Source organism: Streptomyces sp. NPDC044984, assembly GCF_040646935.1.
Classification (GTDB): domain Bacteria; phylum Actinomycetota; class Actinomycetes; order Streptomycetales; family Streptomycetaceae; genus Streptomyces.
In genome coordinates this window covers 100,698-124,903 of record NZ_JBEZBE010000011.1, presented here as the reverse complement: position 1 = coordinate 124,903, position 24,206 = coordinate 100,698, and the positions used below count along the sequence as shown (strand labels likewise).

The window sequence follows — 24,206 nt, the reverse complement described above, 5'->3', positions numbered from 1 at the left end:
GCGTACGGGTCCCTGGACGCCAGGGTGATCGGGACGGTCATCGGGGTCAGCCTACCGGGGCTGGATCAGCCGCGGCCATGCCGCAGTGCCGGGTGCTCGCCCGCCGCCACCAGGTCGGAGACGGCCGTCTTCGGGTCCTTGCCGGTGACCAGGGACTCGCCGACCAGGACGGCGTCGGCACCGGCGTTGGCGTAGGCGATGAGGTCGTGCGGCCCGCGGACGCCGGACTCGGCGACCTTGACCAGGGTGTCGGGGATCTCGGGGGCGACCCGCTCGAAGGTGCCGCGGTCGACCTCGAGGGTCTTGAGGTTGCGGGCGTTGACGCCGATGACCTTGGCGCCCGCGTCGACCGCGCGCTCGACCTCGTCCTCGTCGTGCACCTCGACGAGCGGGGTGAGACCGATGGAGTGGGCGCGCTCGATCAGCGACTCCAGGGCCGGCTGGTCGAGGGCCGCGACGATCAGCAGCGCGAGGTCGGCGCCGTACGCGCGGGCCTCCCAGAGCTGGTACGACGTGACGATGAAGTCCTTGCGCAGCACGGGGATGTCCACGCGCGCGCGGACGGCCTCCAGGTCGGCCAGCGAGCCGCCGAAGCGGCGCTGTTCGGTGAGGACGGAGATGACGGCCGCGCCGCCCGCCTCGTAGTCGGCGGCGAGTCCCGCCGGGTCCGCGATCGCGGCCAGCGCGCCCTTGGACGGGCTGGAGCGCTTGACCTCGCAGATCACCTTGACGCCGTCGCCGCGCAGGGCGGCCGCGCCGTCCTTGGCCGCGGGAGCCTTCGCCGCACGCTCCTTGAGCTCGTCGAGGCTGACGCGCGCCTGCCGCTCCGCGAGGTCGGCACGGACTCCCTCGATGATCTCGTCGAGCACACTCACGCGAGCGGCCCCCTTCCTGACGGACGGTCTTCACTGGTCACTGCGATGGTATCCGCAGCGGGGCGGATGCCCCGCATCCAGGTTGGCGTCGCTTCTCCCACCTGGACTTTCGCCTGCCGGTCAGGGATGCAGCCAGCCACCGAACGGCAGGTTCCGGACCACCGTGAAAGCCAGCAGCAGCGCTCCCAGGGACCACAGGAGCACCGGCGGCGGATCGATCCGCGGCGGCGGCCCGCCGCGCACCGCGCGGACCACCCAGACGGTCCACAGCACGGCGCAGACGGCGTAGCCGAGGACGGCGGGCGCGTTGGCCTGGAGGGCGGCCGGGAGGTCGCCGTGGACGACGGCGTGCGCGCTGCGCAGTCCGCCGCAGCCGGGGCAGTACAGGCCGGTGAGGCGCAGCAGCGGGCAGGCGGGGTAGTGGCCGGGCTCGTTGGGGTCCACGGCCCCGACGTAGGCAAAGGCCCCGGCCGCGGCGGCGAGCAGCCCGGCGGGGACGGCCAGCCGGGCGGCCCGGCCGGGGGGCGCGCCGGGGATGGGAGCTTTCACGCCGTGCATTGTGCCCCGGACGCGGCTCGGGGGCGGCTCCGGCGCCGTGCCGGGCCCGCCCCCGTGCGGAGTGCTCCGCGGTGCTCAGCCCTCGGCGCGGGCCGGCGTGCGGTCGCCGGTGACCTGGTGCACGGGGTGGTTGCTCTTCGGCTGGCCCATGCCCATCGCGCGCATGACGGCGCCGACGACACCGCCGAGGAGGACGAGGCCCATGCTGGCCCAGAAGCCCACGGGCTGGTCCATCACCATGAAGGCGCCCCCGGCGCAGAAACCGATGAAGGCGATGATGACACCGGTCCAGGCGGCCGGGGTGTGACCGTGGCTGCTGCCCGCCATTGCTTGCTCCTCGTTGCTGTGTACGTGTCTGAGCAGACGCTCGGTCTCATTGTCCCGCACCCGCGCGCCGACGGTGAGCGGGGGTGCGGCGCGCGGTCGCGCGGTCACGCGCCCGTCGGGTCCTCGCCCCGGTCCAGGGCCTTCCAGAGGTCCTCCGGACGGTCGGGGTCGACGGACACGGGCCTGCGGCGCGGGCGCGGCGCGCCGCCCCGTTCGTAGCGGCCGGACATGGCCGGCCAGAGGCGGCCGTAGCGCAGGGCGAGCAGGCCGGCCAGCAGCAGCAGGACACCGCCCACGGCGGCCACGTACGGCCACGCGGTGTGGCTGAGGGCGTCCACGGTCGCGGAGGTGTCCCCCGACACCTGGGCCGCCTTCTCGTCGAGCGCCCCGCTGTCCGACGCCCCGAGCAGCGCCGCCGCCACCGTGCCCGCTCCGGACAGCGCCAGCAGCGCCGCGACGACGAGGCGGCCGGCCCGGCGCACGGCGAACACCGCGACCAGCGCGGCCAGCCCCACGACGGCCAGGGCGGCGGGCACGCCCGTGACGTCGCTCCCCTTCGCGGTCAGGGGGAACGCGCCGCCGGCCACCGTGGCGGTGCCCTCCGACCACTGCTGCCGGGTGGCGAGCAGGGCCACGGCCGCGCCCAGGGCGCCGCACAGCAGGGCGACGGCAAGGCTGAGGCGGCCGCCGCGGGCGGAGCCGGCGGCCTCGGAACGGGGGGTGGGTACAGCAGTCACGCCCTCCACTATCGCCTGAACCCCGGGTGAACCGACACCCGGGGTTCGCCTCGGACGCCCCTCAGGCCGTTCCCAGCCGGTTCGCGGTGTGCACCGCGCGCAGCACCGCCGCCGCCTTGTTGCGGCACTCGGTGTCCTCCGCGACCGGGTCGGAGTCGGCCACGATCCCCGCTCCGGCCTGCACGTACGCGGTGCCGTCCCGCAGCAGCGCGGTACGGATCGCGATCGCGGTGTCGGAGTCGCCCGCGAAGTCGAGGTAGCCGACGCAGCCGCCGTACAGCCCGCGCCGGGACGGCTCGAGTTCGTCGATGATCTGCAGCGCGCGGGGCTTGGGCGCGCCGGAGAGGGTGCCGGCCGGGAAGCAGGCGGTGAGCACGTCGAACGCGGTGCGGCCGGCGGCGACCCGGCCGGTGACCGTCGAGACGATGTGCATGACGTGCGAGTACCGCTCGACGGACATGAAGTCGACGACCTCGACGGATCCGGGGTCACAGACCCGGCCGAGGTCGTTGCGCCCGAGGTCGACGAGCATCAGGTGCTCCGCGCGCTCCTTGGGATCGGCGAGCAGTTCGTCGCCGAGGGCCTGGTCCTCCTGCGGGGTGGCGCCGCGGTGCCGGGTGCCGGCGATGGGGTGGACCATGGCCCGCCCGTCCTCGACCTTCACCAGCGCCTCGGGGGACGAGCCGACGACGTCGAAGCCGTCGAAGCGGAACAGGTACATGTACGGGGACGGGTTGGTGGCCCGCAGCACCCGGTAGACGTCGAGGGCGCTCGCCGTGCACGGCGTCTCGAACCGCTGGGAGGGGACGACCTGGAAGGCCTCCCCCGCGCGGATGCGTTCCTTGATGTCCTCCACGGCCCGCCGGAAGTCGGGGCCGCCCCACAGCTCGGTGTACTCGGGCAGCTCGGAGGGCGGCAGCACGGCGGGCGGCTGGGCCACCGCGCGGGTGAGGTCGGCCTCCATGGCGTCGAGCCGGGCCACGGCGTCGGCGTACGCCTCGTCGACGCCGGTCTCCAGGTCGTTGTGGTTGATCGCGTTGGCGATCAGCCAGACGGCGCCCTCCCAGTGGTCCATGACGGCGAGGTCGCTGGTGAGCAGCATGGTCAGCTCGGGGAGCCTCAGGTCGTCCCGCTCGCCGGGGCCGACCTTCTCCAGGCGGCGCACGATGTCGTAGCCGAGGTAGCCGACCAGACCGCCCGTGAAGGGCGGCAGGCCCAGGTCGTGGGCGAGGTCGCGCGGGGTGTGCAGGGCCTGCAGGGTGGCGCGCAGCGCGGCGAGCGGGTCGCCGTCCACGGGGACGCCGACGGGCGGGGTGCCCTCCCAGTGCGCCTGGCCGTCGCGTTCGGTGAGGGCGGCGGCGCTGCGGACCCCGACGAAGGAGTACCGGGACCAGGACCTGCCGTTCTCGGCGGACTCCAGCAGGAAGGTGCCGGGGCGCTCGGCGGCGAGTTTGCGGTAGAGCGCCACCGGGGTGTCGCCGTCGGCGAGGAGCTTGCGGGTGACCGGGATGACCCGGCGGTCGGTGGCGAGCTTGCGGAACGTCTCGAGGTCCATGGCGGCAGACCTTACTGATCCGGGCCGGGGGCGTCCGCCACCGCCAGGACGTCGGCGTCGAAGCAGGTGCGGGCGCCGGTGTGGCAGGCGGCGCCCACCTGGTCGACCTTGACCAGCACGGTGTCCGCGTCGCAGTCGAGGGCGACCGACTTGACCCACTGGAAGTGGCCGGAGGTGTCGCCCTTGACCCAGTACTCCCGGCGGCTGCGCGACCAGTAGGTGCAGCGGCCGGTGGTGAGCGTGCGGTGCAGCGCCTCGTCGTCCATCCAGCCCAGCATCAGCACCTCTCCGGTGTCGTACTGCTGGGCGATGGCGGGCAGGAGGCCGTCGGAGCTGCGCTTGAGCCGCGCGGCGATCTCCGGGTCGAGGCGGCTGGGCCGGGGCGTGCTGGTCATGCGGACCATTGTGCCGCGCGGAGCCGGTGCCCCCGCGCGGACGTCCACTGATTGGAAGCAGTGGCGCGCTGGGGGTGCCCCCAGGCCGTTCAGGCACTGGGGGAGGCTCGTTGAGGGACGGGGGTCGGGTGACGGGTGGGCGGACCCTCCGCCTGGCCGTAGGCTGGCTCGCATGTCGACCCATGCCAAGCGTGAACGACTTCTCCTGGCCGATCTGCTGGAGACCGCGGGTCCCGAGGCCCCGACCCTGTGCGAGGGCTGGACGGCCCGGGACCTCGCCGCCCACGTGGTGGTGCGCGAGCGCCGCCCCGACGCGGCCGGCGGCATGCTGGTCAAGCAGCTGGCGGCGCGTCTGGAGCGGGTGATGGCGGAGTTCGCCGCCAAGCCGTACGAGGAGCTGGTCCAGCTGATCCGGACGGGTCCGCCGCGCTTCTCGCCCTTCTCGCTCAAGCAGGTCGACGAGCTGTCGAACGTCGTCGAGTTCTACGTCCACACGGAGGACGTGCGCCGCGCCCGGCCCGACTGGACGCCGCGCGAGCTCGACCCGGTGTTCCAGGACGTCCTGTGGTCGCGGCTCGAGCGCTCCGCCCGGCTGATGGGCCGCGGGGCGCCGACGGGCCTGGTGCTGCGCCGTCCGGACGGCCGGACGGTGGTGGCGCACCGCGGCACCCCGGTGGTCACGGTGATCGGGGAGCCGTCCGAGCTGGTGCTGTTCGCCTACGGCCGGCAGAGCGCCGCCAAGGTCGCTCTGGAGGGCGACGAGAACGCGATCGCGAAGCTGCGCGAGACCAAACAGCTCGGCATCTGATCCGCACCCGAAAGGCGCAGCCCGTGATCAAAGTGGCCATGACCAGCGTGTACGTCGACGACGTGGCGAAGGCGCACGCCTTCTACACCGATGTCCTCGGCTTCGAGACCCGTACCCACATGGATCTGGGCGGCGGCACGCTGTTCGTCACCGTGGGCGCGAAGGAGGGCGCCCAGCGGGACCTGGAGCTACTGCTGGAGCCGGGGCAGGGGCCCATAGCGGAGCCGTACCGCAGGGCGGTGCGCGAGGCGGGGCTGCCCGCGATCGTGTTCTCCGTGGACGACCTCCGCGCGGAGTTCGAACGGCTCCGCGGGGAGGGCGTCCACTTCGTCCAGGACCCGCAGGAGCAGGGTCCGGTGCTCGCCGCCGTCCTGGACGACACGGTCGGCAATCTCGTCCAGCTGGCCCAGCCGACCGGCTGAGCCTCACCGCACCGGGTGACCGGCGCCCCGCAGCGTCTCCTTGACCTGGCCGATGCGCAGGTCGCCGAAGTGGAAGACGGAGGCGGCCAGCACGGCGTCCGCGCCCGCCGCGACCGCGGGCGGGAAGTCGGCCAGCTTCCCGGCGCCGCCGGAGGCGATCACCGGGACGGTGACGTGCTCCCGGACGGCGGTGATCATCTCCAGGTCGTAGCCGTCCTTGGTGCCGTCGGCGTCCATGGAGTTGAGCAGGATCTCGCCCGCGCCCAGCTCGGCGGCCCGGTGCGCCCACTCCACGGCGTCCATGCCGGTGCCGCGGCGACCGCCGTGCGTGGTGACCTCGAAGGTCCCGGACCCGGTGCGGCGGGCGTCCACCGACAGCACCAGGACCTGCCGTCCGAAGCGTTCGGCGATCTCGCGGATGAGCTCGGGCCGGGCGATGGCCGCCGTGTTGACGCCCACCTTGTCGGCACCCGCGCGGAGCAGCTTGTCCACGTCCTCGGCGGTGCGGACGCCGCCGCCCACGGTGAGCGGGATGAACACCTGCTCGGCGGTGCGGCGCACCACGTCGTACGTCGTCTCGCGGTTGCCGGACGAGGCGGTGATGTCCAGGAACGTCAGCTCGTCGGCGCCCTCGGCGTCGTACACCTTGGCCATCTCGACGGGGTCGCCCGCGTCGCGCAGGTTCTGGAAGTTGACGCCCTTGACGACCCGGCCGTTGTCCACGTCCAGGCAGGGGATGACTCGGACCGCCAGGGTCATGAGGTCACGGCTCCTCTGAATGCTTCGAGTTCCACTGAGACCAGCACGCGCGAGTCGACGAAGCCCTCGACCACCAGCAGGGTGGTGACCGGGCGCACCGCGTCGAACAGCTCCTTGTGGGCGCGTCCGGCCGCGTCGACGTCCCGCGCGTGGGCGAGGTGGAGGCGCGTGCGGATCACGGACTCGATGCCGAGCCCGAACTCGCCGATCGCCTCCAGCGCGCTGGTGAAGGCCACCTTGGCCTGCTCGTACGGGTCGCCCTCCCCGTACAGCACATCGCCCCGGAACGCGGTCGTGCCCGCCACCAGGACGCGGTCACCCGCCGCCACGGCACGTGCGGAGCCGAGGGTCTCCTCCCAGGGATTCGTGCCCTGCACGCGCCGTACGGCATCGGATGTCATCGGGCTGTGTCCTTTTTCAAGAGGTGGCCTCCAGGGCCTCTTCCAGGGTGAACGCCTTGGCGTACAGGGCCTTCCCGACGATGGCGCCCTCGACACCGAGCGGGACGAGCCCGGCGATGGCGCGCAGGTCGTCCAGGGAGGAGACGCCCCCGGAGGCGACCACCGGGCGGTCGGTGGCGGCGCAGACGTTCTTCAGCAGCTCCAGGTTGGGGCCCTGGAGGGTGCCGTCCTTGGCGATGTCGGTGACGACGTAGCGGGCGCAGCCCTCCTTGTTCAGGCGCTCCAGCGTCTCGTAGAGGTCGCCGCCGTCGCGGGTCCAGCCGCGTCCGCGCAGGGTGGTGCCGCGTACGTCGAGGCCGACGGCGATCTTGTCGCCGTGCTCGGCGATGACCCGGGCCACCCACTCGGGGGTCTCCAGGGCGGCGGTGCCGAGGTTGACCCGGGTGCAGCCGGTGGCGAGGGCGGCGGCGAGGGTGTCGTCGTCGCGGATGCCGCCGGACAGCTCCACCTTGATGTCCATGGCCCCGGCGACCTCGGCGATCAGCGCGCGGTTGTCGCCGGTGCCGAACGCGGCGTCCAGGTCGACCAGGTGCAGCCACTCGGCGCCCGAGCGCTGCCAGGCGAGGGCGGCCTCGAGGGGGGAGCCGTACGAGGTTTCCGTCCCGGACTCGCCGTGCACCAGGCGCACGGCCTGGCCGTCGCGGACGTCGACGGCGGGGAGGAGTTCGAGCTTGGCCATGTCTCTACAGGGTTCCGATCCAGTTGGTGAGGAGCTGGGCACCGGCGTCGCCGGACTTCTCGGGGTGGAACTGGGTGGCCCACAGGGCGCCGTTCTCCACGGCCGCCACGAAGGGCTTGCCGTGCGTGGACCAGGTGACCAGCGGGGCGCGCATCGCCGGGTTCGTCGTCTCCAGCGTCCAGTCGTGGACGGCGTAGGAGTGCACGAAGTAGAAGCGGGCGTCCGCGTCGAGGCCGGCGAACAGCTCGGAGCCGGCCGGGGCGTCCACGGTGTTCCAGCCCATGTGGGGCACGATCTCGGCCTGGAGCGGCTCCACCGAACCGGGCCACTCGTCGAGGCCCTCGGACTCCACGCCGTGCTCGATGCCCCGCGCGAAGAGGATCTGCATGCCGACGCAGATGCCCATCACCGGGCGGCCGCCGGACAGCCTGCGGTCGACGATCCAGTCGCCGCGCGCCTCCTTCAGGCCCTGCATGCAGGCGGCGAAGGCGCCGACGCCGGGCACCAGCAGCCCGTCGGCGTTCATGGCCGCGTCGAAGTCGCGGGTGATCTCGACGTCGGCCCCCGCGCGGGCGAGGGCGCGCTCGGCGGAGCGGACGTTGCCGAAGCCGTAGTCGAAGACCACGACCTTCTTGGTGGTGCTCAAGGGTTCACACCTCCAGCCTCAGGAGCCCCGTGCCGAGACACATCACGGCGCCGATGGAGAGCAGCACGATGAGGCTCGTGGGCATCTTCTGCTTGACGAAGGAGATGATCCCGCCGACGAAGAACAGGCCGACGACGATCAGGACGGTGGACAGACCGTTCATGCCTACAGCGCGCCCTTCGTGGAGGGCAGGATGCCGGCCGCGCGGGGGTCGCGCTCGGAGGCGTAGCGCAGGGCGCGGGCGAGGGCCTTGAACTGGCACTCCACGATGTGGTGCGCGTTGCGCCCGTAGGGCACGTGCACGTGCAGCGCGATCTGGGCCTGGGCGACGAAGGACTCCAGGATGTGCCGGGTCATCGTCACGTCGTACTCGCCGATCATCGGCGCCATGTTCTCGGGCTCGGTGTGCACGAGGTAGGGGCGGCCGGACAGGTCGACGGTGACCTGGGCGAGGGACTCGTCCAGCGGGACCGTGCAGTTGCCGAAGCGGTAGATGCCCACCTTGTCGCCGAGCGCCTGCTTGAAGGCGGCGCCGAGCGCGAGGGCGGTGTCCTCGATGGTGTGGTGGGAGTCGATGTGCAGGTCGCCCTCGGTCTTCACGGTCAGGTCGAACAGACCGTGCCGGCCGAGCTGGTCGAGCATGTGGTCGTAGAAGCCGACCCCGGTGGAGATCTCGGTCTTCCCAGTGCCGTCGAGGTCGATCTCGACGAGGACGGACGTCTCCTTGGTGGTGCGTTCCACGCGTCCTACGCGGGTCATGCGCTCTGCTCCTTCTTGAAGTCACGTACCGCGTCGAGGAACGCGTCGTTTTCGGCCGGGGTGCCCGCGGTGACCCGCAGCCATCCCGGTACGCCGTTGTCCCGGACCAGGACGCCCCGGTCGAGGATCGCGCGCCAGGCCGCGTGGGAGTCCTCGAACCTGCCGAACTGGACGAAGTTCGCGTCGGACTCGGTGACGTCGTAGCCGAGGGCGCGCAGTTCGGCGACCAGCCGGTCGCGCTCGGCCTTCAGCTGCTCGACGTACTTCAGCAGCGTGTCGGTGTGTTCGAGGGCCGCCAGCGCGGTCGCCTGGGTGACCGCCGAGAGGTGGTACGGCAGCCGGACCAGCTGGACGGCGTCGACGACCGCCGGGTGCGCGGCGAGGTAGCCGAGGCGCAGGCCCGCCGCGCCGAACGCCTTCGACATGGTGCGGGAGACGACCAGGTGGGGCCGTCCGTCGAGCAGCCGGAGCAGCGAGTCGCCGTGGCTGAACTCGATGTACGCCTCGTCCACGACCACCATCGACGGCTTGGCCGCCTGGGCGGCCTCGTACAGCGCGAGGACCGTCTCCGGCGGGACCGCGTTGCCGGTGGGGTTGTTGGGGGTGGTGACGAAGACGACGTCGGGCCGGTGCTCGGCGATCGCCTTCTCCGCGGCGGCGAGGTCGATCGTGAAGTCCTCGTTGCGGGGCCCGGAGATCCAGCCGGTGCCGGTGCCGCGCGAGATCAGGCCGTGCATCGAGTACGACGGTTCGAAGCCGATGGCGGTGCGGCCCGGTCCGCCGAAGGTCTGCAGCAGTTGCTGGATGACCTCGTTGGAGCCGTTGGCGGCCCACACGTTCTCGACGGCGACCGGGTGGCCGGCCGTCTTCGTCAGGTACTCGGCCAGCCTGGTGCGCAGTTCGACCGCGTCCCGGTCGGGGTAGCGGTTGAGGTGCCGGGCGGCCTCGCGGACCCGCTCGGTGATCCGCTCGACCAGCGGTTCGGGCAGCGGGTAGGGGTTCTCGTTGGTGTTCAGCCGTACGGGGACGTCCAGCTGGGGCGCGCCGTAGGGGGACTTGCCGCGCAGCTCGTCCCGTACGGGGAGGTCGTCGATTCCGAAGCTCACTTGTTCTCAGGCACCTTCCAGCCGAACCTCGCCTTGATCGCCGCGCCGTGCGCGGGCAGGTCCTCCGCCTCCGCCAGCGTGACCACGTGGTGCGCGACCTCGGCCAGCGCGTCCTCGGTGTAGTCGACGATGTGGATGCCGCGCAGGAAGGACTGCACGGACAGGCCCGAGGAGTGGCAGGCGCAGCCGCCGGTGGGCAGCACGTGGTTGGAGCCGGCCGCGTAGTCGCCGAGGGAGACCGGGGACCAGGGACCGATAAAAATCGCGCCCGCGTTGCGCACCCGGTCGGCGAGGGCGGCGGCGTCGGCGGTCTGGATCTCCAGGTGCTCGGCGCCGTAGGCGTCGACGACCCGCAGGCCCTCCTCGACGCTGTCGACCAGGACGATCGCGGACTGGCGGCCGGACAGGGCCGGGACGATCCGCTCGTCGATGTGCTTGCTGACCTCGACCTGCGCTTCCAGCTCCTTCTCCACCGCGTCCGCGAGCTCCGCGGAGTCGGTGACCAGGACGGCGGCGGCCAGCGGGTCGTGCTCGGCCTGGCTGATCAGGTCGGCGGCCACGTGCACCGGGTCGGCGGTGGAGTCCGCGAGGACCGCGATCTCGGTCGGCCCGGCCTCGGCGTCGATGCCGATCTTCCCGGTGAAGTAGCGCTTGGCGGCGGCGACCCAGATGTTGCCGGGGCCGGTGACCATGTTCGCGGGCGGGCAGGACTCGGTGCCGTACGCGAACATCGCGACGGCGGTGGCGCCGCCGGCCGCGTAGACCTCGTCGACGCCGAGCAGGGCGCAGGCGGCGAGGATCGTCGGGTGCGGCAGGCCGCCGAACTCGGCCTGGGCCGGGGAGGCGAGCGCGAGGGACGGGACGCCGGCCTCCTGGGCGGGCACCACGTTCATGATCACGGAGGACGGGTAGACGGCCCTGCCGCCGGGCGCGTACAGGCCCACGCGGTCGACCGGGACCCACTTCTCGGTGACCGTGCCGCCGGGCACGACCTGGGTGGTGTGGGTGGTGCGGCGCTGCGCGCGGTGGACGAGCCGGGCGCGGCGGATGGACTCCTCCAGGGCCGCGCGCACGGCCGGGTCGAGTTCCTCCAGCGCGCGCTCGAGGGCGGCGGCTGGGACCCGTACCCGGTCGAGCCGGACGCCGTCGAACCGCTCGGCGAAGTCGATCAGCGCCGCGTCGCCCCGATGATGCACGTCCTCGCAGATGGGCCGCACCTTTTCCAGGGCGGCCGCGACGTCGAAGTCGGCTCGGGGCAGCAGGTCGCGCAGGGCGGGGCCCTCGGGGAGGGCGTCGCCGCGCAGATCGATTCGGGAGATCACGTGCTCAATTCTCTCAGACCCGCGCGGTGGGCCGTCCGGCCGTTCCAATGGCTGATACGACCCACCCGTGGTGACGGTCCGCACACACATCCGAGATCCCCTTCACTTTCCGTGTTCAAGCGGTCACCCCACCGGGCATGAACGGTTGTACGAAGGGACGAACCGACGAGTACGTGAGGAGGAGGGGAGTTCCGTGACCGAGGGGGTGGGACCGGGCGGCGGAGAGCCACCGGAGGACCTGACCGCCACGGAGGCCGGGATGTGGCAGGCCTTCCGCAACGGCAGCGTGTACGACCTGAGCAGCGGGGACACGGTCGTCGACGATCCGCACGGAGGACATCCGTGGGGTCCCGAGCGGACGGTCCGGGCCCGTGTCGTGTGCTGGCTGCTGCTGGACGGGCCGCCCGCGCTGGCCGGCCGGGTCTCGTCGCTGAAGCTGGTCGGGGTGCAGATCAGCGGCGCGCTGGACCTGGCGGGCGGCACGGTGGTGCCGTACCTGGAGATGCGGGCCTGCCGTTTCGAGCGGGACGTGCTGCTGCCGGAGGCCCGCTTCACGACCGTGCGGATGGTGGACTGCTCGATACCGCGCCTGGAGGCGGCCCGGCTGCACACCGAGGGCGATCTGCATCTGCCGCGCTGCCGGTTCCTGGGCGGCATACGGCTCACCGACGCGCGGATCGGTACGGATCTGCTGCTCAACCAGGCGATCGTGCACCGGGACCGCAGTGGCCGCTCGATGGCGGCCGACGGCATGAACGTCGGCCAGGACCTGCAGGCGGAGATGCTGGAGTCGCACGGCGAGCTGAGCCTGCGCAGCGCGACGATAGGCGTCTCGCTGAGCCTGCGCGGGGCCCGGCTGGACAACCCGTACACCCGGCTCGCGCTGAACGCGCCGCAGCTGACCGTGGAGCGCTCGCTGTACCTGACCCCGGCCGGGGTGGGCGCCCAGGCGCGCAGCGGGATGACACCGGCGCGCGGGACGCGGATCCAGCGGTTCGAGTGCCGGGGCGGGGTGCGCCTTGACGACGGGCGGTTCGGGGACGCGGTCGACTTCGAGGGGGCCCGGTTCACCTTCACCGACGAGCAGGAGCTGTCGCTGCGCCGGGTGCAGACGCCGGAGCTGCGCTTCCTCGGGGACCGGCCGGTGCGCGGCAGGGTCGTGCTGTCGGGGGCGCGGGTGGTCAACCTGATGGACCGGGCGGACAGCTGGCCCGGCCCCGGCCGGCTGCACATGGGCGGCTTCACCTACGAGAACCTGGTGCCGCGCGGGCCGTTCCCGCTGGCGCTGCGGCTGCGCTGGGTGGACGCGGCGAGCGCCGAGTACAACCCGGAACCGTACGAGCGGCTGGCCGCCGTGCTGCGGGAGGGCGGGGAGGACGAGGACGCCCGCGAGGTGCTGCTCGCCAAGCAGCGCCGGCGCCGCGAGAGCCTGCCGATCGCGGCCAAGCTGTGGGGTCACGTACAGGACTGGACGGTCGCCTACGGATACCGGCCGGGCCGGGCCGCGGTGTGGATGGCGGTCCTGTGGGCGGGCGGTTCGCTGGCCTTCGCGCGTGCCGATCCTCCGCCCCTCAAGAGCGGTGAGCACCCCGCGTGGAACCCGCCCCTGTTCACCCTGGACCTGCTGCTGCCGGTGATCGACCTCGGCCAGGTCGGCTTCTGGCAGCTGCGCGGCGGCTGGCAGTGGCTGTCGGCCGCGTTCGTCCTGCTGGGCTGGATCCTGGCGACGACGGTGGCAGCGGGGGCGACGCGGACCCTGCGGCGTACGTAGCGATGGACGTGCGTCGCGATGGACGTGGCCGGGTACGCGGCGACCTCCGTGACCACCGGTGACCGGGGGGCGTGAGAGGCCCGCGCAAGGTGAAAAGCACTCTGCTTTTTGCCGGGCCTTGACCGAGCCCCGTACAACCTTCCACGACTTCCGTGTCGCCTCTGGCGCCGCTGTGACCTGCGGTCTTTCAATGGTCGACACCATGGCTCTGCTGCACGGGTTCACCCGTACCTCCCGGGTGCGAGGAAAGACGACGGGCGCCACGTCCCCCGTCCCCGTCGTGCTGCCCGCCGACGACGAGGTGCTGCTCGACGCACCCGACGATCTGCTGGGCCCGGCGCTGGTCGGGGCCGCGGGCGGTGACCACGCGCCCGCCGCCGGACTGCTCGCCGTCACCCGGCGCACCGGCGCCTGGGAGCACCGCGACCGGTACGTGCGGCGGCTGGCCGCCTTCGCGCGCTCGCGCCCCGAGTGGCTGGACACCTGGCGCGCCCGCGACCCGCGCGACCCCGACGGGCTGCTGGTGGACACCCAGCGGGCGGTGGACCGCGCCTGGGGCTCACCGGCCCGGGCCGAGCTGCTGCGCGAGGTGAGCCCGCTGATCACGGCCGCCGCCCGGGCGGACAACCGCGATCCGGTGCCCTGGCGGCTCGCCCTGGACCACGCCCGTGGCGCACGCGCCGGGCACACGTACTTCGAGGAGCTGTGGGAGGCGGCGGTCCGGCGGGCCCCGCACCACCACGGCTGTCATGTGGCGGCCCTGCGCTACCTGGCGTCCTCGTGGCACGGCTCGCACCACGAGTGCTTCACCTTCGCGGACCTGGCCGCGCAGGACGCGCCGGAGGACTCGCTCACCCAGGCGCTGCCGCTGCGGGCGGCGTTCGGCTACCTGACCGACCGCTGCGGTCCCGAGGTGGCGCGCGAACGGCTCGAGGCGGCGGCCGACCGCGCCGTGGCCCTGTCCGCCCGGCTGCCGGCGGGCCAGCCCTGGCCGGCCGAGCTGCGCAATCTGCTGACGTACGTCCTGGTCCGGCTGGGACGCCGGCGGGACGCCCTGGAGCAGCTGCGGCTGACCGGCCCGTACGCGACCTCCTTCCCCTGGGACCGGGACGCGGACGACCCGCTCGGCCGGTTCCTGGAGGTCCGTCAGGGCGTGTGCGCGGCGGTCGCGTCCGGCTCTCCCGAGCCGGGTCCCGGCTCCCCGGCACCGGTCCTCGACCGGCCGAGGAATGAGCGGGGAGGTCGACTCCGCTTCGGCGACCATTAGGCTCTTGGCTCGTGACGACCGTCCGGCTCCCGCTCTTCCCCCTGAACACGGTGCTGTTCCCGGGGCTCGTGCTTCCGCTCAACGTCTTCGAGGAGCGCTATCGCGCCATGATGCGCGAGCTGCTGAAGACCCCGGAGGACGAGCCGCGCCGGTTCGCCGTCGTGGCGATCCGCGACGGGCACGAGGTGGCGCCGAGCGCGCCCGGCATGCCCGATCCGACGGCCGTGCCCGCACGCGGCCCGGCGGCGGGCTTCGGCACCGATCCGCTGCGCGCCTTCCACAAGGTGGCCTGTGTCGCCGACGCGGCGACGATCCGGGAGCGGGCCGACGGCACCTTCGAGGTGCTGGCGACCGGTACGACCCGGGTGCGGCTGCTGTCCGTCGACGCCTCGGGGCCGTATCTGACGGCCGAGTCGGAGCCGCTGGCCGAGGATCCCGGCGACGGGGCGGGGGCGCTGGCCGAGGGGGTGCTGCGGTCCTTCCGCCAGTACCAGAAGCGGCTGGCGGGGGCGCGGGAACGGTCGCTGACGACCGGCGCGGACCTGCCGGACGAGCCGGGTGTGGTCTCCTATCTGGTCGCGGCCGCGATGATGCTGGACACGCCGACGAAGCAGCGGCTGCTCCAGGCGCCGGACACCGCGTCCCGGCTCCGTGACGAGCTGAGGCTGCTGCGCGCGGAGACGGCCGTCATCCGTCATCTGCCGTCGCTGCCGGCCGCGGAGCTGACACGCGGTCCGACGAGTCTCAACTGACGTACGAATCACTGGGGGTACAGGCGGGGATGGCGAAGAAGTCCAAGAAGCAGCAGCAGTCGGGAGGCACGCCCGCGACGGTGGCGCTCACCGCGGCCGGGGTGCCGTTCACGGTGCACTCCTACGACCACGACCCCTCCCACCCGTCCTACGGCGAGGAGGCGGCCGAGGCGATGGGGGTCTCACCGGACCGGGTCTTCAAGACGCTGGTGGCGGACGTCGACGGCGCGTTGACGGTGGCGGTGGTGCCGGTGGCGGGGCAGCTGGACCTGAAGGCCCTCGCGGCGGCGGTGGGCGGCAAGCGGGCCGCGATGGCCGACCCGGCACTGGCGGAACGCACCACGGGCTACGTCCGCGGCGGCATCTCCCCCCTGGGCCAGCGCAAGAAACTCCCCACGGTCCTGGACGAGTCGGCCACCACGCACACCACGATCTGCGTCTCAGCGGGCCGCCGAGGCCTGGAGGTGGAGCTCTCCCCCGACGACCTGACCACCCTGACATCGGCCACCCTGGCCCCCATCGGCCGCCCGTAGCGCCCCGCCGTACCCGCGGGCAGGCACAGCCGCACCGCTCGGCCGTACCCGCGGGCAATCGTGCCGCAGGGCGGCACGGGCGGGCGCGACGGCACCCCGCAAGCGCCGGGCAGCGCGACCCGCCCCCCGGCCGGCACCCACATGGGGCACCCGGCGACCTACGCCCCCGGCACCCCGTACGCCCCCGCAGGGAACTGCTCCGGATCCCGCGGCCCGAACAGCCCCGTCAGCCCCAGATGCAGCACCAGCGCCGCGAACGGCCACGCCAGCAGCGCCCCCTTCGCACTCAGCGTCAACGGCGCGTCGAACGGGACCCCCTCGCCCACGCTCCTCGCCTGGGCGAGCACGTCCGAAGCCGGCCCCAGCCACACCCCGAGCCGCCAGGCCAGCACCGACCCCAGCAGCCCGCCGACCGCCAGCGCCACCACCAACGGCACGCCCCCACGCCTCCGCACCAGGAACACGGCGAGCGCGCTCACCGCGCCGAACCCCAGCGCGAGCAGCGTGAACGTGCCGTCCACCCCGATGCCCTGCTCACCCTCGGAGTCCTTGAGGTACACGACCCAGTTGTCGCCGACCACGTCACCCACGTACGGCACGCGCGGCGCCAGCCACCACCACAGCACCCCGAGCAGCACCCCGCCGAGCGCCACCGCCACCGCGGTCACGGCGGCCTCACGTATCTCCGCCTTCATCCCGGGGCCGTCCTGTTCGTCCCACCCGCCGTGCCGCGGGTCCCCGGCGTGCCCGGTCCCGTCCGCGTGCGGAGCCGTGGCCGCCGTCCGCCCGTCGGACGGCGGCTGCCACACGTCCCGCGCGGAACGCTCGTGCGGAGGGGGTGGTGGTGTCAGAGGTGCGCTCACCCTGCCATCGTGCCAGGCCCGGCTGTGCGGCGCGTCACCGGACGGCTGCCCTGCGGTACGCCCAGGTCGCGACGGCCAGCGAGATCACGCCGACGCCCCCGCACACGGCGAGGTCACCGAGTACGCGCGCCCAGTCGGGATGCGGTCCGAAGGTCCGTGCGAAGGCCTCGACGCCGTACGTCGACGGCAGCAGGTCCCGGGCGAGACGCACCGCTTCCGGCATCCGCTCCGCCGGCAGCACACCGAGCAGCAGTGCGGCCGACATGCCGAGCTGGCCCAGCAGCGTGGCCAGCTCCGCACGGGGCGCGAGCAGGCCGAGCGCCGCACCGAGTCCGGCGAGCGCGGCCCCGGCGAGCGGGATCACGGCGGCCAGCACCCACAGGTGCGCCAGGGGCAGCCCGAACAGCACGCACCCGAAGACGGCGGTCACCACGGTCCCCGGCACGGTGAACGAGGCGTACGCGCCCGCCGCGCCCAGCACCACCGCCGCCGGCGGCACCGGCAGCGTCGCGTAGTGGTCGAGCCCGCCGCTGGCCCGCAGCTGCCCGAAGTACTGGGCGAGCAGGTTCAGCGCGACGAAGGCGACGACCAGGACCGCCGAGCCGGCGACCACCGCCTGCGCCTCGCCGCCGCCGTCCACGACCCCGCGCATCAGGACCATGATCCCGACCGACTGGAAGGTCGCCACGAACAGCAGCGGTATCCGCGCGACCCGGGCCCGGGACAGCTGCGCCCGGTACACGGCCGCCAGCGACGGCCACAGCCGTGCCCGGGGGCCGAGCTCGGCTGCTTCCGGCGCGGCCTCCTCCACGGCCAGGGCGCCGCCCGGCAGGACATCGGCGGGTACGACACTCACGTCGTGCTGCTCCCCTTCGTTCGGAGGTTCGCCCGGAACCACTGCGGCCCTGTTCCGTACGGATGCCGCGGCCCGTGTGCTCACGCCTTCACCAGTCCCTGTCGTACGGCGCCGCCCAGGGCCAGGTAGACGTCCTCCAGGCTGGGCGTGGCCAGCGTGAAGTCGTCCAGCGCGGCGAAGGCGGCCCCGCCGGTGACGGTGGCGACGACCGTACGGGCCTCCTCGGGCGCGAGCCGCAGGGTCCAGCGGCGGCCCGACTCGACGACCCGGTCCCGCAGCGCGGCGACCTCGGGGACGTGCAGGGGTGCCGCCTCGCGCCACACCAGATCGACCCGGACCTCGCCGGCGACCCGCTCCTTGAGGCCGGCCGGGCTGTCGCAGGCGATGACCCGGCCCCGGTCGAGCACGGCGACCCGGTCGAGCACGGTCTCGGCCTCGATGACGTTGTGGGTGACCAGCAGCACGGTGGTGCCGTGCTCGGCGCGGCGCCGGTCGACGGCGGACCACACCGCGCGCCGGGCCACCGGGTCCATGCCGGTGGTGGGCTCGTCCAGGACGAGCAGGGGGCGGGCCCCCACCAGCGCGGCGGCGAAGCAGGCCAGCCGGCGCTGGCCGCCGGAGAGCTTCTTCAGCGGGCGCCCGGCGAGCGGGGCGAGCCCCAGTTCGTCCAGGACGTCGTCCCGCTCGGCCCGCGCCCGGCGCGCGTCGAGCCCGCGCAGCCGGCCGGTGGTCTCGGCGGCGAGGGACACGGTCAGCTCGTCGAGGGCGCTGGACTCCTGGCCGAGGTAGGCGAGGATGCGCGCGGCGCGCTCGGGGTGGCGCACGATGTCGTGGCCGAGTATGTCCACGCTGCCGCTGTCGGGCCGCATCAGGCCGGTCAGCTGGCGTACCAGGGTGGACTTGCCGGCGCCGTTCGGGCCGAGCAGTCCGAAGATCTCGCCGCGCCGGATGTCGAGCCCCACGTCGTCGGTGGCCCGGACCTCGGGCGCCGCGGGGACCCCGCGCCGGCCGCGCACCGCCGGATAGGTCTTGGTCAGCCCGCGCACCGCACACACGACGTCACCACCGTGCCGGAATCCCTGTGCCGCGCGCGTACTCACAAGGGACGAGCCTACGGGGTCCACGACCCCGACCCGCCCTCGGGTCACCCCGGTGCCCACAAACCCGCCCCGACCACCCACCGGACCGTCAAGCCGGCCCTGCCGCGGCCACGGCCCGCCTCTCGCCCCCCGAGCCGGGACAGCACCCCCGCGCGCCAGGGCCGTGTCCCACCTTCCGGCCCACCGAGCCGGATGGTGGGTGGGCGCAGGCCGGGAGCCCCCCGGCGGGGGCGCGGGGACGGCGCCCCGGGGGCGCGGGGACGGCGCCCCGGGGGTGCGGAGCCGCGCACCGCCCGCTCACTCCCCGGCGGGAGCCCGTTCCGTACCGGTGCGCAGGTCCAGCTCCCGCCAGAAGCCCGCCCGGATGGCGTAACGGTCACGTTCGTCGATCTGGTCGTCCTTGTGGGCGAGCAGACCGAAACGGGCCGCGTACCGCAGCAGCTCGCCGTCGACGCGGTGCGGGATGCGGGGGTACATGCCGGACAGCTTCTGGATGTGGCCCTGGTCGCCGAGCCGCTCCACCCAGCGCCGGGCGAAGACCTGCCCCACCTCGAAGGGGTCCCCGCCGACGGTGGTGATGTCCTCCTCGCGGTCGGCCCACCGCTGCTCCGCCGTGGTCAGCTGGGCGAGCGTCGGCATGGAGGCCGCCTCCGGCGGCTCGGCGGCCGGCCGGTCGACCCAGCCCTTGTCGGAGGACCAGCGCAGGGTGGCGGAGGCGGGCTGCTGGGGCGGGTGCGGACCGGGGCCGCGCAGTGCGGCCAGGTCCTTGGGGGTGGGTACGCCCTTGGCCGTGGACGCCCGCTCGGCGGTGCCGTTGTGCCCGGCGGCGGCAGGGTGCCGCGGCTCCTGGACGGTCCGCTCGGCCGTCGCGCCGAGCGCGGACTCCGGCAGCGGGGCGGAGAGGATCGCGGCGATCTCGGGCCGTGGCACGGGCGGCGGGGCGCACACCCCGGTCTGCTCCTTGGCCCGTACGGCCCGGGTGATCCACGCCCGGTCCAGCACCCGGCGCTCGTCGGCCTCGGCGACCAGGTCCTCGGACTGGTTGTAGTCGCCGTCGGCGGCCTGCACGGCCCACAGGTGGACGGCGACGCCGTGTTCCTTGGCGGCCATCATGCCGGGCAGCAGGTCGCCGTCCCCGGTGACCAGGACGATGTCGGAACAGGCGCGGTTGCGGGCCAGTTCGGTCAGCTCGGCGTGCATCGCGGCGTCGACGCCCTTCTGCGCCCAGCGGCCGTCGCTGCGGGTCAGCGCCCCCAGCCGGACGGTGACCCGGGGCATCACGCGCAGCCTGCGGTGCTCGGGCTGCGGGACGCGGTCGGGGGCGCCGTCGAACCAGTAGATGCGCAGCAGCGGCTGACGCGTCTCGGACTCGGCGCGCTCCCGCAGCCCCTGGATGAGGGCCGCGTGGTCGACGGTGATGCGGGATCGCGAGGGCTCCCCGGCGAGGAGACTGGCGGCGGCCCCCAGCAGATACCCGGCGTCCACCAGGACGATGCAGCGGTCCACGCGGTCCACCCTCTTTCCGGGAGGTTTGCTTCGGGCTTGCTTCGAGTCTGCCCGACCACGCCGGGGTTAACGGCCCGAACTCGATCTTCGGCGTGGCGTTTCCACACTTCTCCCCCGATCACCCCGGTCACACACGGTAATTGTCCGACATGCGCCCGTTATCGGGCCATGTGAATCTGGTCCCGGCCCTGGCCCCTAGTCCCCCACAGGAGGCACCACCATGGCCAAGAACAAGAACCGTGACCGTAAGCAGCCGCAGGCCCAACGCGCCCAGCGGGCGGCCCAGCCGTCCACGATGGAGACGCCGGACGAGCAGCGCACCACCCAGGTCGTACCCGGCGAGGTCGGCCAGGGCAAGGGCCGGCAGAAGCGCTTCGGCCACAACTGACATCCGCACGGCGGGCCGTCACGGCCCGGGCACATGAAGAGGGGCGCACCCACCGCAGGGTGCGCCCCTCACGCGCGTGTGCCGGACGGCGCTAGCCCGCCAGGCAGGACGGTCCGAGGAGGACCTTCAGATCGCCGAACAGGGCCGGGTCCGGCTTCACCCGGTGCCGGTCCAGGCGCAGCACCGTCGTCTTCGTCGGCCCCTGGAGCTTGATCCGCACCTCGCTGTCGCCCTTGTGGTGGGTGAGGATCTCACCGAGCCGGCTGACCATCGGCGGGGTCACGCGGGTGGCCGGGATGGTGAGCACCACGGGCGCGTTGGTGCCGGCGTTGGACAGGTCGGGGACCATCAGCTCCATCGCGACCAGCCGCGGCACGTCCTCCCGCTTGTCGAGCCGGCCCTTGACGAACACCACGGCGTCCTCGACGAGTTGCGTCGAGACGAGCTGGTACGTCGCCGGGAAGAACATGCACTCGATGGAGCCCGCGAGGTCCTCCACGGTGGCGATCGCCCAGGCGTTGCCCTGCTTGGTCATCTTGCGCTGCAGGCCCGAGATGATGCCGCCGATGGTGACCACCGCGCCGTCGCCGAAGTCACCGCCGGTGAGCTGGGAGATGCCCGCGTCGGCCTTGTCGGACAGCACGTGCTCCAGGCCGAACAGCGGGTGGTCGGAGACGTAGAGCCCGAGCATCTCGCGCTCCTGGGCGAGCAGGTACGTCTTGTCCCACTCGTCGTCGGTGAAGGTGACGTCGAGGCCGAAGCCGGGCTCGCTGGTCTCCTCCTCGCCCATGCCGCCGAAGAGGTCGAACTGTCCCTCGGCCTCCTTGCGCTTGACCGCGACCACGTTGTCGATCATCGGCTCGTACTGCGCGGTGAGGCCCTTGCGGGTGTGCCCCAGGGTGTCGAAGGCGCCGGCCTTGATCAGCGACTCCGTGGTGCGCTTGTTGCAGGCGACCGCGTCGACCTTGTCGAGGTAGTCGGGGAAGGAGGCGTACTTCCCCTTGGCCTTGCGGCTCTTGATGATCGACTCGACCACGTTCGTGCCGACGTTCCGCACGGCCTCCAGGCCGAAGAGGATCACGTCGTCGCCCTGGGCGGCGAAGTTGTGCACCGACTCGTTGACGTTCGGCGGGAGCACCTTGATGCCCATGCGGCGGCACTCGTTGAGGTAGATCGCCGACTTGTCCTTGTCGTCCTTCACCGAGGTGAGCAGCGCGGCCATGTACTCGGCGGGGTGGTTCGCCTTGAGGTAGGCGGTCCAGTACGACACCAGTCCGTACGCGGCGGAGTGCGCCTTGTTGAAGGCGTAGCCGGCGAACGGCACCAGCACGTCCCAGAGGGCCTGGATGGCCTCGTCGCTGTAGCCGTTCTTGCGGGCGCCGGCCTGGAAGATGGTGAAGTTCTTCGCCAGCTCCTCGGGCTTCTTCTTGCCCATCACGCGGCGGAGGATGTCGGCCTCGCCGAGCGAGTAGCCGGCGATGATCTGGGCGGCCTTCTGCACCTGCTCCTGGTAGACGATCAGGCCGTAGGTGACGTCCAGGACCTCCTTGAGCGGCGCCTCCAGCTCGGGGTGGATGGGCGTGATGTCCTGCTGGCCGTTCTTGCGCAGGGCGTAGTTGGTGTGCGAGTTCATGCCCATCGGGCCCGGCCGGTACAGGGCCGACACGGCGGAGATGTCCTCGAAGTTGTCCGGCTTCATCAGCCGGAGCAGGGAGCGCATCGGGCCGCCGTCGAACTGGAACACGCCGAGCGTGTCTCCGCGCTGGAGCAGCTCGAAGGTCGTGGGGTCGTCCAGGGGCAGCGACAGCAGGTCGATGTCGATGCCCTTGTTGGCCTTCACCATCTTGACGGCGTCGTCCATGATGGTCAGGTTGCGCAGGCCCAGGAAGTCCATCTTCAGCAGGCCGAGCGACTCGCAGCTCGGGTAGTCCCACTGCGTGATGGTCACGCCGTCGGTGTGCCTGACCCAGACGGGCACGTGGTCGGTGATGGTCTCGCTGGACATGATCACGCCGGCGGCGTGCACGCCCATCTGCCGGACCAGGCCCTCGACGCCCTTGGCGGTGTCGATGACCTTCTTCACGTCCGGCTCGTTCTCGTACATCCCGCGGATCTCGCCGGCCTCGGAGTACCGGGGGTGGTTCGGGTCCGTGATGCCGGAGAGCGGGATGCCCTTGCCCAGGACGTCGGCCGGCATCGCCTTGGTGAGCCGGTCGCCCATCGCGTACGGGTAGCCCAGCACGCGCGCGGAGTCCTTGATGGCGTTCTTGGCCTTGATGGTGCCGTAGGTGCCGATCATGGCGACCTTGTCGGCGCCGTACTTCTCCGTCACGTACCTGATCACCTCGACGCGCCTGCGCTCGTCGAAGTCGATGTCGACGTCGGGCATCGAGATGCGCTCGGGGTTGAGGAACCGCTCGAAGATCAGGCCGTGCGGGATCGGGTCGAGGTCGGTGATGCCGAGGGCGTAGGCGACGATCGAGCCGGCCGCGGAGCCACGGCCGGGGCCGACGGCGATGCCCTGCTTCTTCGCCCACATGATGAAGTCGGCGACGACGAGGAAGTAGCCGGGGAAGCCCATCGAGATGATGGTGTCCATCTCGTACTCGACCTGCTTCATGCGGTCGTCCGGGATGCCGTCCGGGAAGCGGCGCTCCATGCCCCGCATGGTCTCCTCGCGGAACCAGCTGACCTCGGTGTACCCCTCCGGGATGTCGAACTTCGGCATCAGGTCGCGCTTGACGAACATGCCCGTGGTGTCGACCATCTCGGCGATCAGCCGGGTGTTGGCGCAGCCCTGCTGCCAGGCGTCCGAGGAGTCGATGGCGTACATCTCGTCGGTGGACTTGAGGTAGTAGCCGGTGCCGTCGAACTTGAAGCGGTCGGGGTCGGAGAGGTTCTTGCCGGTCTGGATGCACAGCAGCGCGTCGTGGGCGCCCGCCTCGTGCGCGTACGTGTAGTGCGAGTCGTTGGTGACCAGCGGGGGGATGCCGAGCTTCCTGCCGATCTCCAGCAGGCCGTCGCGGACCCGGTGCTCGATCTCGATGCCGTGGTCCATCAGCTCCAGGAAGTAGCGGTCCTTGCCGAAGATGTCCTGGTAGTCGGCGGCGGCCTTGAGGGCCTCGTCGAAGTGGCCGAGGCGCAGCCGGGTCTGCACCTCGCCGGAGGGGCAGCCGGTGGAGGCGACGATGCCCTCCGACCACTTCGCGATGGTCTCCTTGTCCATCCGGGGCCACTTCTGCAGCCAGCCCTCGGCGTACGCGTCGGAGGAGAGCCGGAAGAGGTTGTGCAGGCCGGTGCTGTTCACCGCCCACATCGTCTTGTGGGTGTAACCGCCGGAACCGGAGACGTCGTCCCGCTTCTGGTGCGGCTGGCCCCACTGGATCTTGCGCTTGTTGCGCCGGGACTCGGGCGCGACGTACGCCTCGATCCCGATGATCGGGGTGACCCCGGCCTTCTGCGCGGTGTGGAAGAAGTCGTACGCCCCGTGCAGGTTGCCGTGGTCGGACATGGCGATGTGCGTCATGCCCATCTCATTGCAGGCGTTGAACATGTCCTTGAGCCGCGCGGCACCGTCCAGCAGCGAGTACTGGGTGTGGACGTGCAGGTGCGTGAACGGCGGCTTTGACACGGTGCGGCCTCCAAGGAGAACACTCGGCGACGGGCGGGCGGACAGTCCGGGGGACAGCGTCGAAGTCTATGCCCCGGCACTGACACGCGGAGCGCGTCCCGGCGTACCTTCGGGCGGTGTCGCGGGCACT

The 24,206-nt window shown here is 72.6% G+C and carries 26 protein-coding genes; 7 read left to right on the top strand and 19 right to left on the bottom strand.

The features are described 5' to 3' along the window. Positions 1 to 65: 65 nt before the first annotated feature. The 6 genes from trpC to hisI form a co-directional block, all read right to left on the bottom strand. A complete protein-coding gene (trpC, locus tag AB0A94_RS14675) occupies positions 66 to 875 on the bottom strand; it encodes an indole-3-glycerol phosphate synthase TrpC (RefSeq protein WP_361744036.1) in 810 nt (269 codons plus the stop codon). Positions 876 to 995: 120 nt separating this feature from the next. Continuing rightward, complete coding sequence (locus tag AB0A94_RS14670; RefSeq protein ID WP_361744033.1) at positions 996 to 1,433, bottom strand: DUF2752 domain-containing protein; 438 nt, start codon at positions 1,431 to 1,433, stop codon at positions 996 to 998. Between the two features lie 75 nt (positions 1,434 to 1,508). Beyond that, positions 1,509 to 1,760 carry an HGxxPAAW family protein gene (locus AB0A94_RS14665; RefSeq protein WP_217136480.1) on the bottom strand — a complete coding sequence of 84 codons (252 nt, stop codon included), beginning with the start codon at positions 1,758 to 1,760 and terminating at the stop codon, positions 1,509 to 1,511. A gap of 104 nt (positions 1,761 to 1,864) precedes the next feature. Further along, positions 1,865 to 2,506, bottom strand: coding sequence for a TIGR02234 family membrane protein (locus AB0A94_RS14660; RefSeq protein ID WP_361744030.1), 642 nt, complete (start codon positions 2,504 to 2,506; stop codon positions 1,865 to 1,867). 52 nt (positions 2,507 to 2,558) lie between these two features. Continuing rightward, positions 2,559 to 4,052 carry an anthranilate synthase component I gene (locus AB0A94_RS14655; protein ID WP_361744027.1) on the bottom strand — a complete coding sequence of 498 codons (1,494 nt, stop codon included), beginning with the start codon at positions 4,050 to 4,052 and terminating at the stop codon, positions 2,559 to 2,561. 11 nt (positions 4,053 to 4,063) lie between these two features. Then, positions 4,064 to 4,447: a phosphoribosyl-AMP cyclohydrolase gene (gene hisI / locus AB0A94_RS14650; protein WP_361744024.1), complete on the bottom strand. Its 384-nt coding sequence runs from the start codon at positions 4,445 to 4,447 to the stop codon at positions 4,064 to 4,066. 172 nt (positions 4,448 to 4,619) lie between these two features. Between hisI and AB0A94_RS14645 the strand changes: the two genes are divergently transcribed. Both AB0A94_RS14645 and AB0A94_RS14640 read left to right on the top strand, forming a co-directional pair. Further along, complete coding sequence (locus AB0A94_RS14645) at positions 4,620 to 5,255, top strand: TIGR03085 family metal-binding protein (RefSeq protein ID WP_361744021.1); 636 nt, start codon at positions 4,620 to 4,622, stop codon at positions 5,253 to 5,255. A 23-nt stretch (positions 5,256 to 5,278) separates the two neighbouring features. Continuing rightward, complete coding sequence (locus AB0A94_RS14640) at positions 5,279 to 5,677, top strand: VOC family protein (RefSeq protein ID WP_361744018.1); 399 nt, start codon at positions 5,279 to 5,281, stop codon at positions 5,675 to 5,677. A gap of 3 nt (positions 5,678 to 5,680) precedes the next feature. On the opposite strand, the gene hisF is transcribed toward AB0A94_RS14640, so the two are convergent. Genes hisF through hisD form a run of 8 tightly spaced genes read right to left on the bottom strand, consistent with a single transcriptional unit; the run spans position 5,681 to position 11,409 of the window. Then, a complete protein-coding gene (hisF, locus tag AB0A94_RS14635; protein WP_361744015.1) occupies positions 5,681 to 6,436 on the bottom strand; it encodes an imidazole glycerol phosphate synthase subunit HisF in 756 nt (251 codons plus the stop codon). Continuing rightward, positions 6,433 to 6,837 carry a Rid family hydrolase gene (locus AB0A94_RS14630; protein WP_073936538.1) on the bottom strand — a complete coding sequence of 135 codons (405 nt, stop codon included), beginning with the start codon at positions 6,835 to 6,837 and terminating at the stop codon, positions 6,433 to 6,435. Before AB0A94_RS14630 ends, hisF begins: the two co-directional genes overlap by 4 nt. Before the next feature lie 16 nt (positions 6,838 to 6,853). Continuing rightward, positions 6,854 to 7,576: a bifunctional 1-(5-phosphoribosyl)-5-((5-phosphoribosylamino)methylideneamino)imidazole-4-carboxamide isomerase/phosphoribosylanthranilate isomerase PriA gene (gene priA / locus AB0A94_RS14625; RefSeq protein WP_344555890.1), complete on the bottom strand. Its 723-nt coding sequence runs from the start codon at positions 7,574 to 7,576 to the stop codon at positions 6,854 to 6,856. A 4-nt stretch (positions 7,577 to 7,580) separates the two neighbouring features. Continuing rightward, positions 7,581 to 8,222, bottom strand: coding sequence for an imidazole glycerol phosphate synthase subunit HisH (gene hisH, locus AB0A94_RS14620; RefSeq protein ID WP_361744010.1), 642 nt, complete (start codon positions 8,220 to 8,222; stop codon positions 7,581 to 7,583). A gap of 4 nt (positions 8,223 to 8,226) precedes the next feature. Next, positions 8,227 to 8,385 carry a hypothetical protein gene (locus tag AB0A94_RS14615; protein WP_030858893.1) on the bottom strand — a complete coding sequence of 53 codons (159 nt, stop codon included), beginning with the start codon at positions 8,383 to 8,385 and terminating at the stop codon, positions 8,227 to 8,229. 2 nt (positions 8,386 to 8,387) lie between these two features. Further along, positions 8,388 to 8,981 (bottom strand): imidazoleglycerol-phosphate dehydratase HisB, encoded by a 594-nt coding sequence (gene hisB, locus AB0A94_RS14610; protein WP_019525453.1) that lies wholly within the window; start codon positions 8,979 to 8,981, stop codon positions 8,388 to 8,390. After that, a complete protein-coding gene (locus tag AB0A94_RS14605; RefSeq protein ID WP_361744007.1) occupies positions 8,978 to 10,087 on the bottom strand; it encodes a histidinol-phosphate transaminase in 1,110 nt (369 codons plus the stop codon). Before AB0A94_RS14605 ends, hisB begins: the two co-directional genes overlap by 4 nt. After that, positions 10,084 to 11,409: a histidinol dehydrogenase gene (gene hisD, locus AB0A94_RS14600; protein WP_361744004.1), complete on the bottom strand. Its 1,326-nt coding sequence runs from the start codon at positions 11,407 to 11,409 to the stop codon at positions 10,084 to 10,086. Before hisD ends, AB0A94_RS14605 begins: the two co-directional genes overlap by 4 nt. 193 nt (positions 11,410 to 11,602) lie before the next feature. Between hisD and AB0A94_RS14595 the strand changes: the two genes are divergently transcribed. The 4 genes from AB0A94_RS14595 (at position 11,603) to ybaK (ending at position 15,732) form a co-directional block, all read left to right on the top strand. Then, positions 11,603 to 13,180 (top strand): oxidoreductase, encoded by a 1,578-nt coding sequence (locus AB0A94_RS14595; protein WP_361744001.1) that lies wholly within the window; start codon positions 11,603 to 11,605, stop codon positions 13,178 to 13,180. Between the two features lie 190 nt (positions 13,181 to 13,370). Then, positions 13,371 to 14,447, top strand: coding sequence for a hypothetical protein (locus tag AB0A94_RS14590; RefSeq protein WP_361743998.1), 1,077 nt, complete (start codon positions 13,371 to 13,373; stop codon positions 14,445 to 14,447). An 11-nt stretch (positions 14,448 to 14,458) separates the two neighbouring features. Then, a complete protein-coding gene (locus tag AB0A94_RS14585) occupies positions 14,459 to 15,199 on the top strand; it encodes an LON peptidase substrate-binding domain-containing protein (protein WP_361743995.1) in 741 nt (246 codons plus the stop codon). Positions 15,200 to 15,228: 29 nt separating this feature from the next. After that, the gene (gene ybaK / locus AB0A94_RS14580; protein ID WP_361743992.1) at positions 15,229 to 15,732 is read left to right on the top strand and encodes a Cys-tRNA(Pro) deacylase; all 504 of its coding nucleotides are present in this window, start codon (positions 15,229 to 15,231) and stop codon (positions 15,730 to 15,732) included. A gap of 158 nt (positions 15,733 to 15,890) precedes the next feature. On the opposite strand, the gene AB0A94_RS14575 is transcribed toward ybaK, so the two are convergent. The 4 genes from AB0A94_RS14575 to AB0A94_RS14560 all read right to left on the bottom strand — a co-directional run bounded on the left by AB0A94_RS14575 (position 15,891) and on the right by AB0A94_RS14560 (position 20,057). Then, positions 15,891 to 16,595: an AAA family ATPase gene (locus AB0A94_RS14575; protein ID WP_361743989.1), complete on the bottom strand. Its 705-nt coding sequence runs from the start codon at positions 16,593 to 16,595 to the stop codon at positions 15,891 to 15,893. Between the two features lie 34 nt (positions 16,596 to 16,629). Beyond that, positions 16,630 to 17,451: an ABC transporter permease gene (locus tag AB0A94_RS14570; RefSeq protein WP_361743988.1), complete on the bottom strand. Its 822-nt coding sequence runs from the start codon at positions 17,449 to 17,451 to the stop codon at positions 16,630 to 16,632. Positions 17,452 to 17,531: 80 nt separating this feature from the next. After that, a complete protein-coding gene (locus AB0A94_RS14565; RefSeq protein WP_361744274.1) occupies positions 17,532 to 18,506 on the bottom strand; it encodes an ABC transporter ATP-binding protein in 975 nt (324 codons plus the stop codon). A gap of 342 nt (positions 18,507 to 18,848) precedes the next feature. Further along, positions 18,849 to 20,057 (bottom strand): NYN domain-containing protein, encoded by a 1,209-nt coding sequence (locus AB0A94_RS14560; RefSeq protein ID WP_361743985.1) that lies wholly within the window; start codon positions 20,055 to 20,057, stop codon positions 18,849 to 18,851. Positions 20,058 to 20,277: 220 nt separating this feature from the next. Here AB0A94_RS14560 and AB0A94_RS14555 point away from each other — a divergent pair, with 220 nt between their 5' ends. Continuing rightward, positions 20,278 to 20,445 (top strand): hypothetical protein, encoded by a 168-nt coding sequence (locus tag AB0A94_RS14555; protein WP_217136517.1) that lies wholly within the window; start codon positions 20,278 to 20,280, stop codon positions 20,443 to 20,445. Between the two features lie 91 nt (positions 20,446 to 20,536). Here the strand turns inward: AB0A94_RS14555 and dnaE are convergent, their stop codons facing one another. Further along, positions 20,537 to 24,076 (bottom strand): DNA polymerase III subunit alpha, encoded by a 3,540-nt coding sequence (dnaE, locus tag AB0A94_RS14550; RefSeq protein ID WP_361743982.1) that lies wholly within the window; start codon positions 24,074 to 24,076, stop codon positions 20,537 to 20,539. Positions 24,077 to 24,206 lie beyond the last annotated feature (130 nt).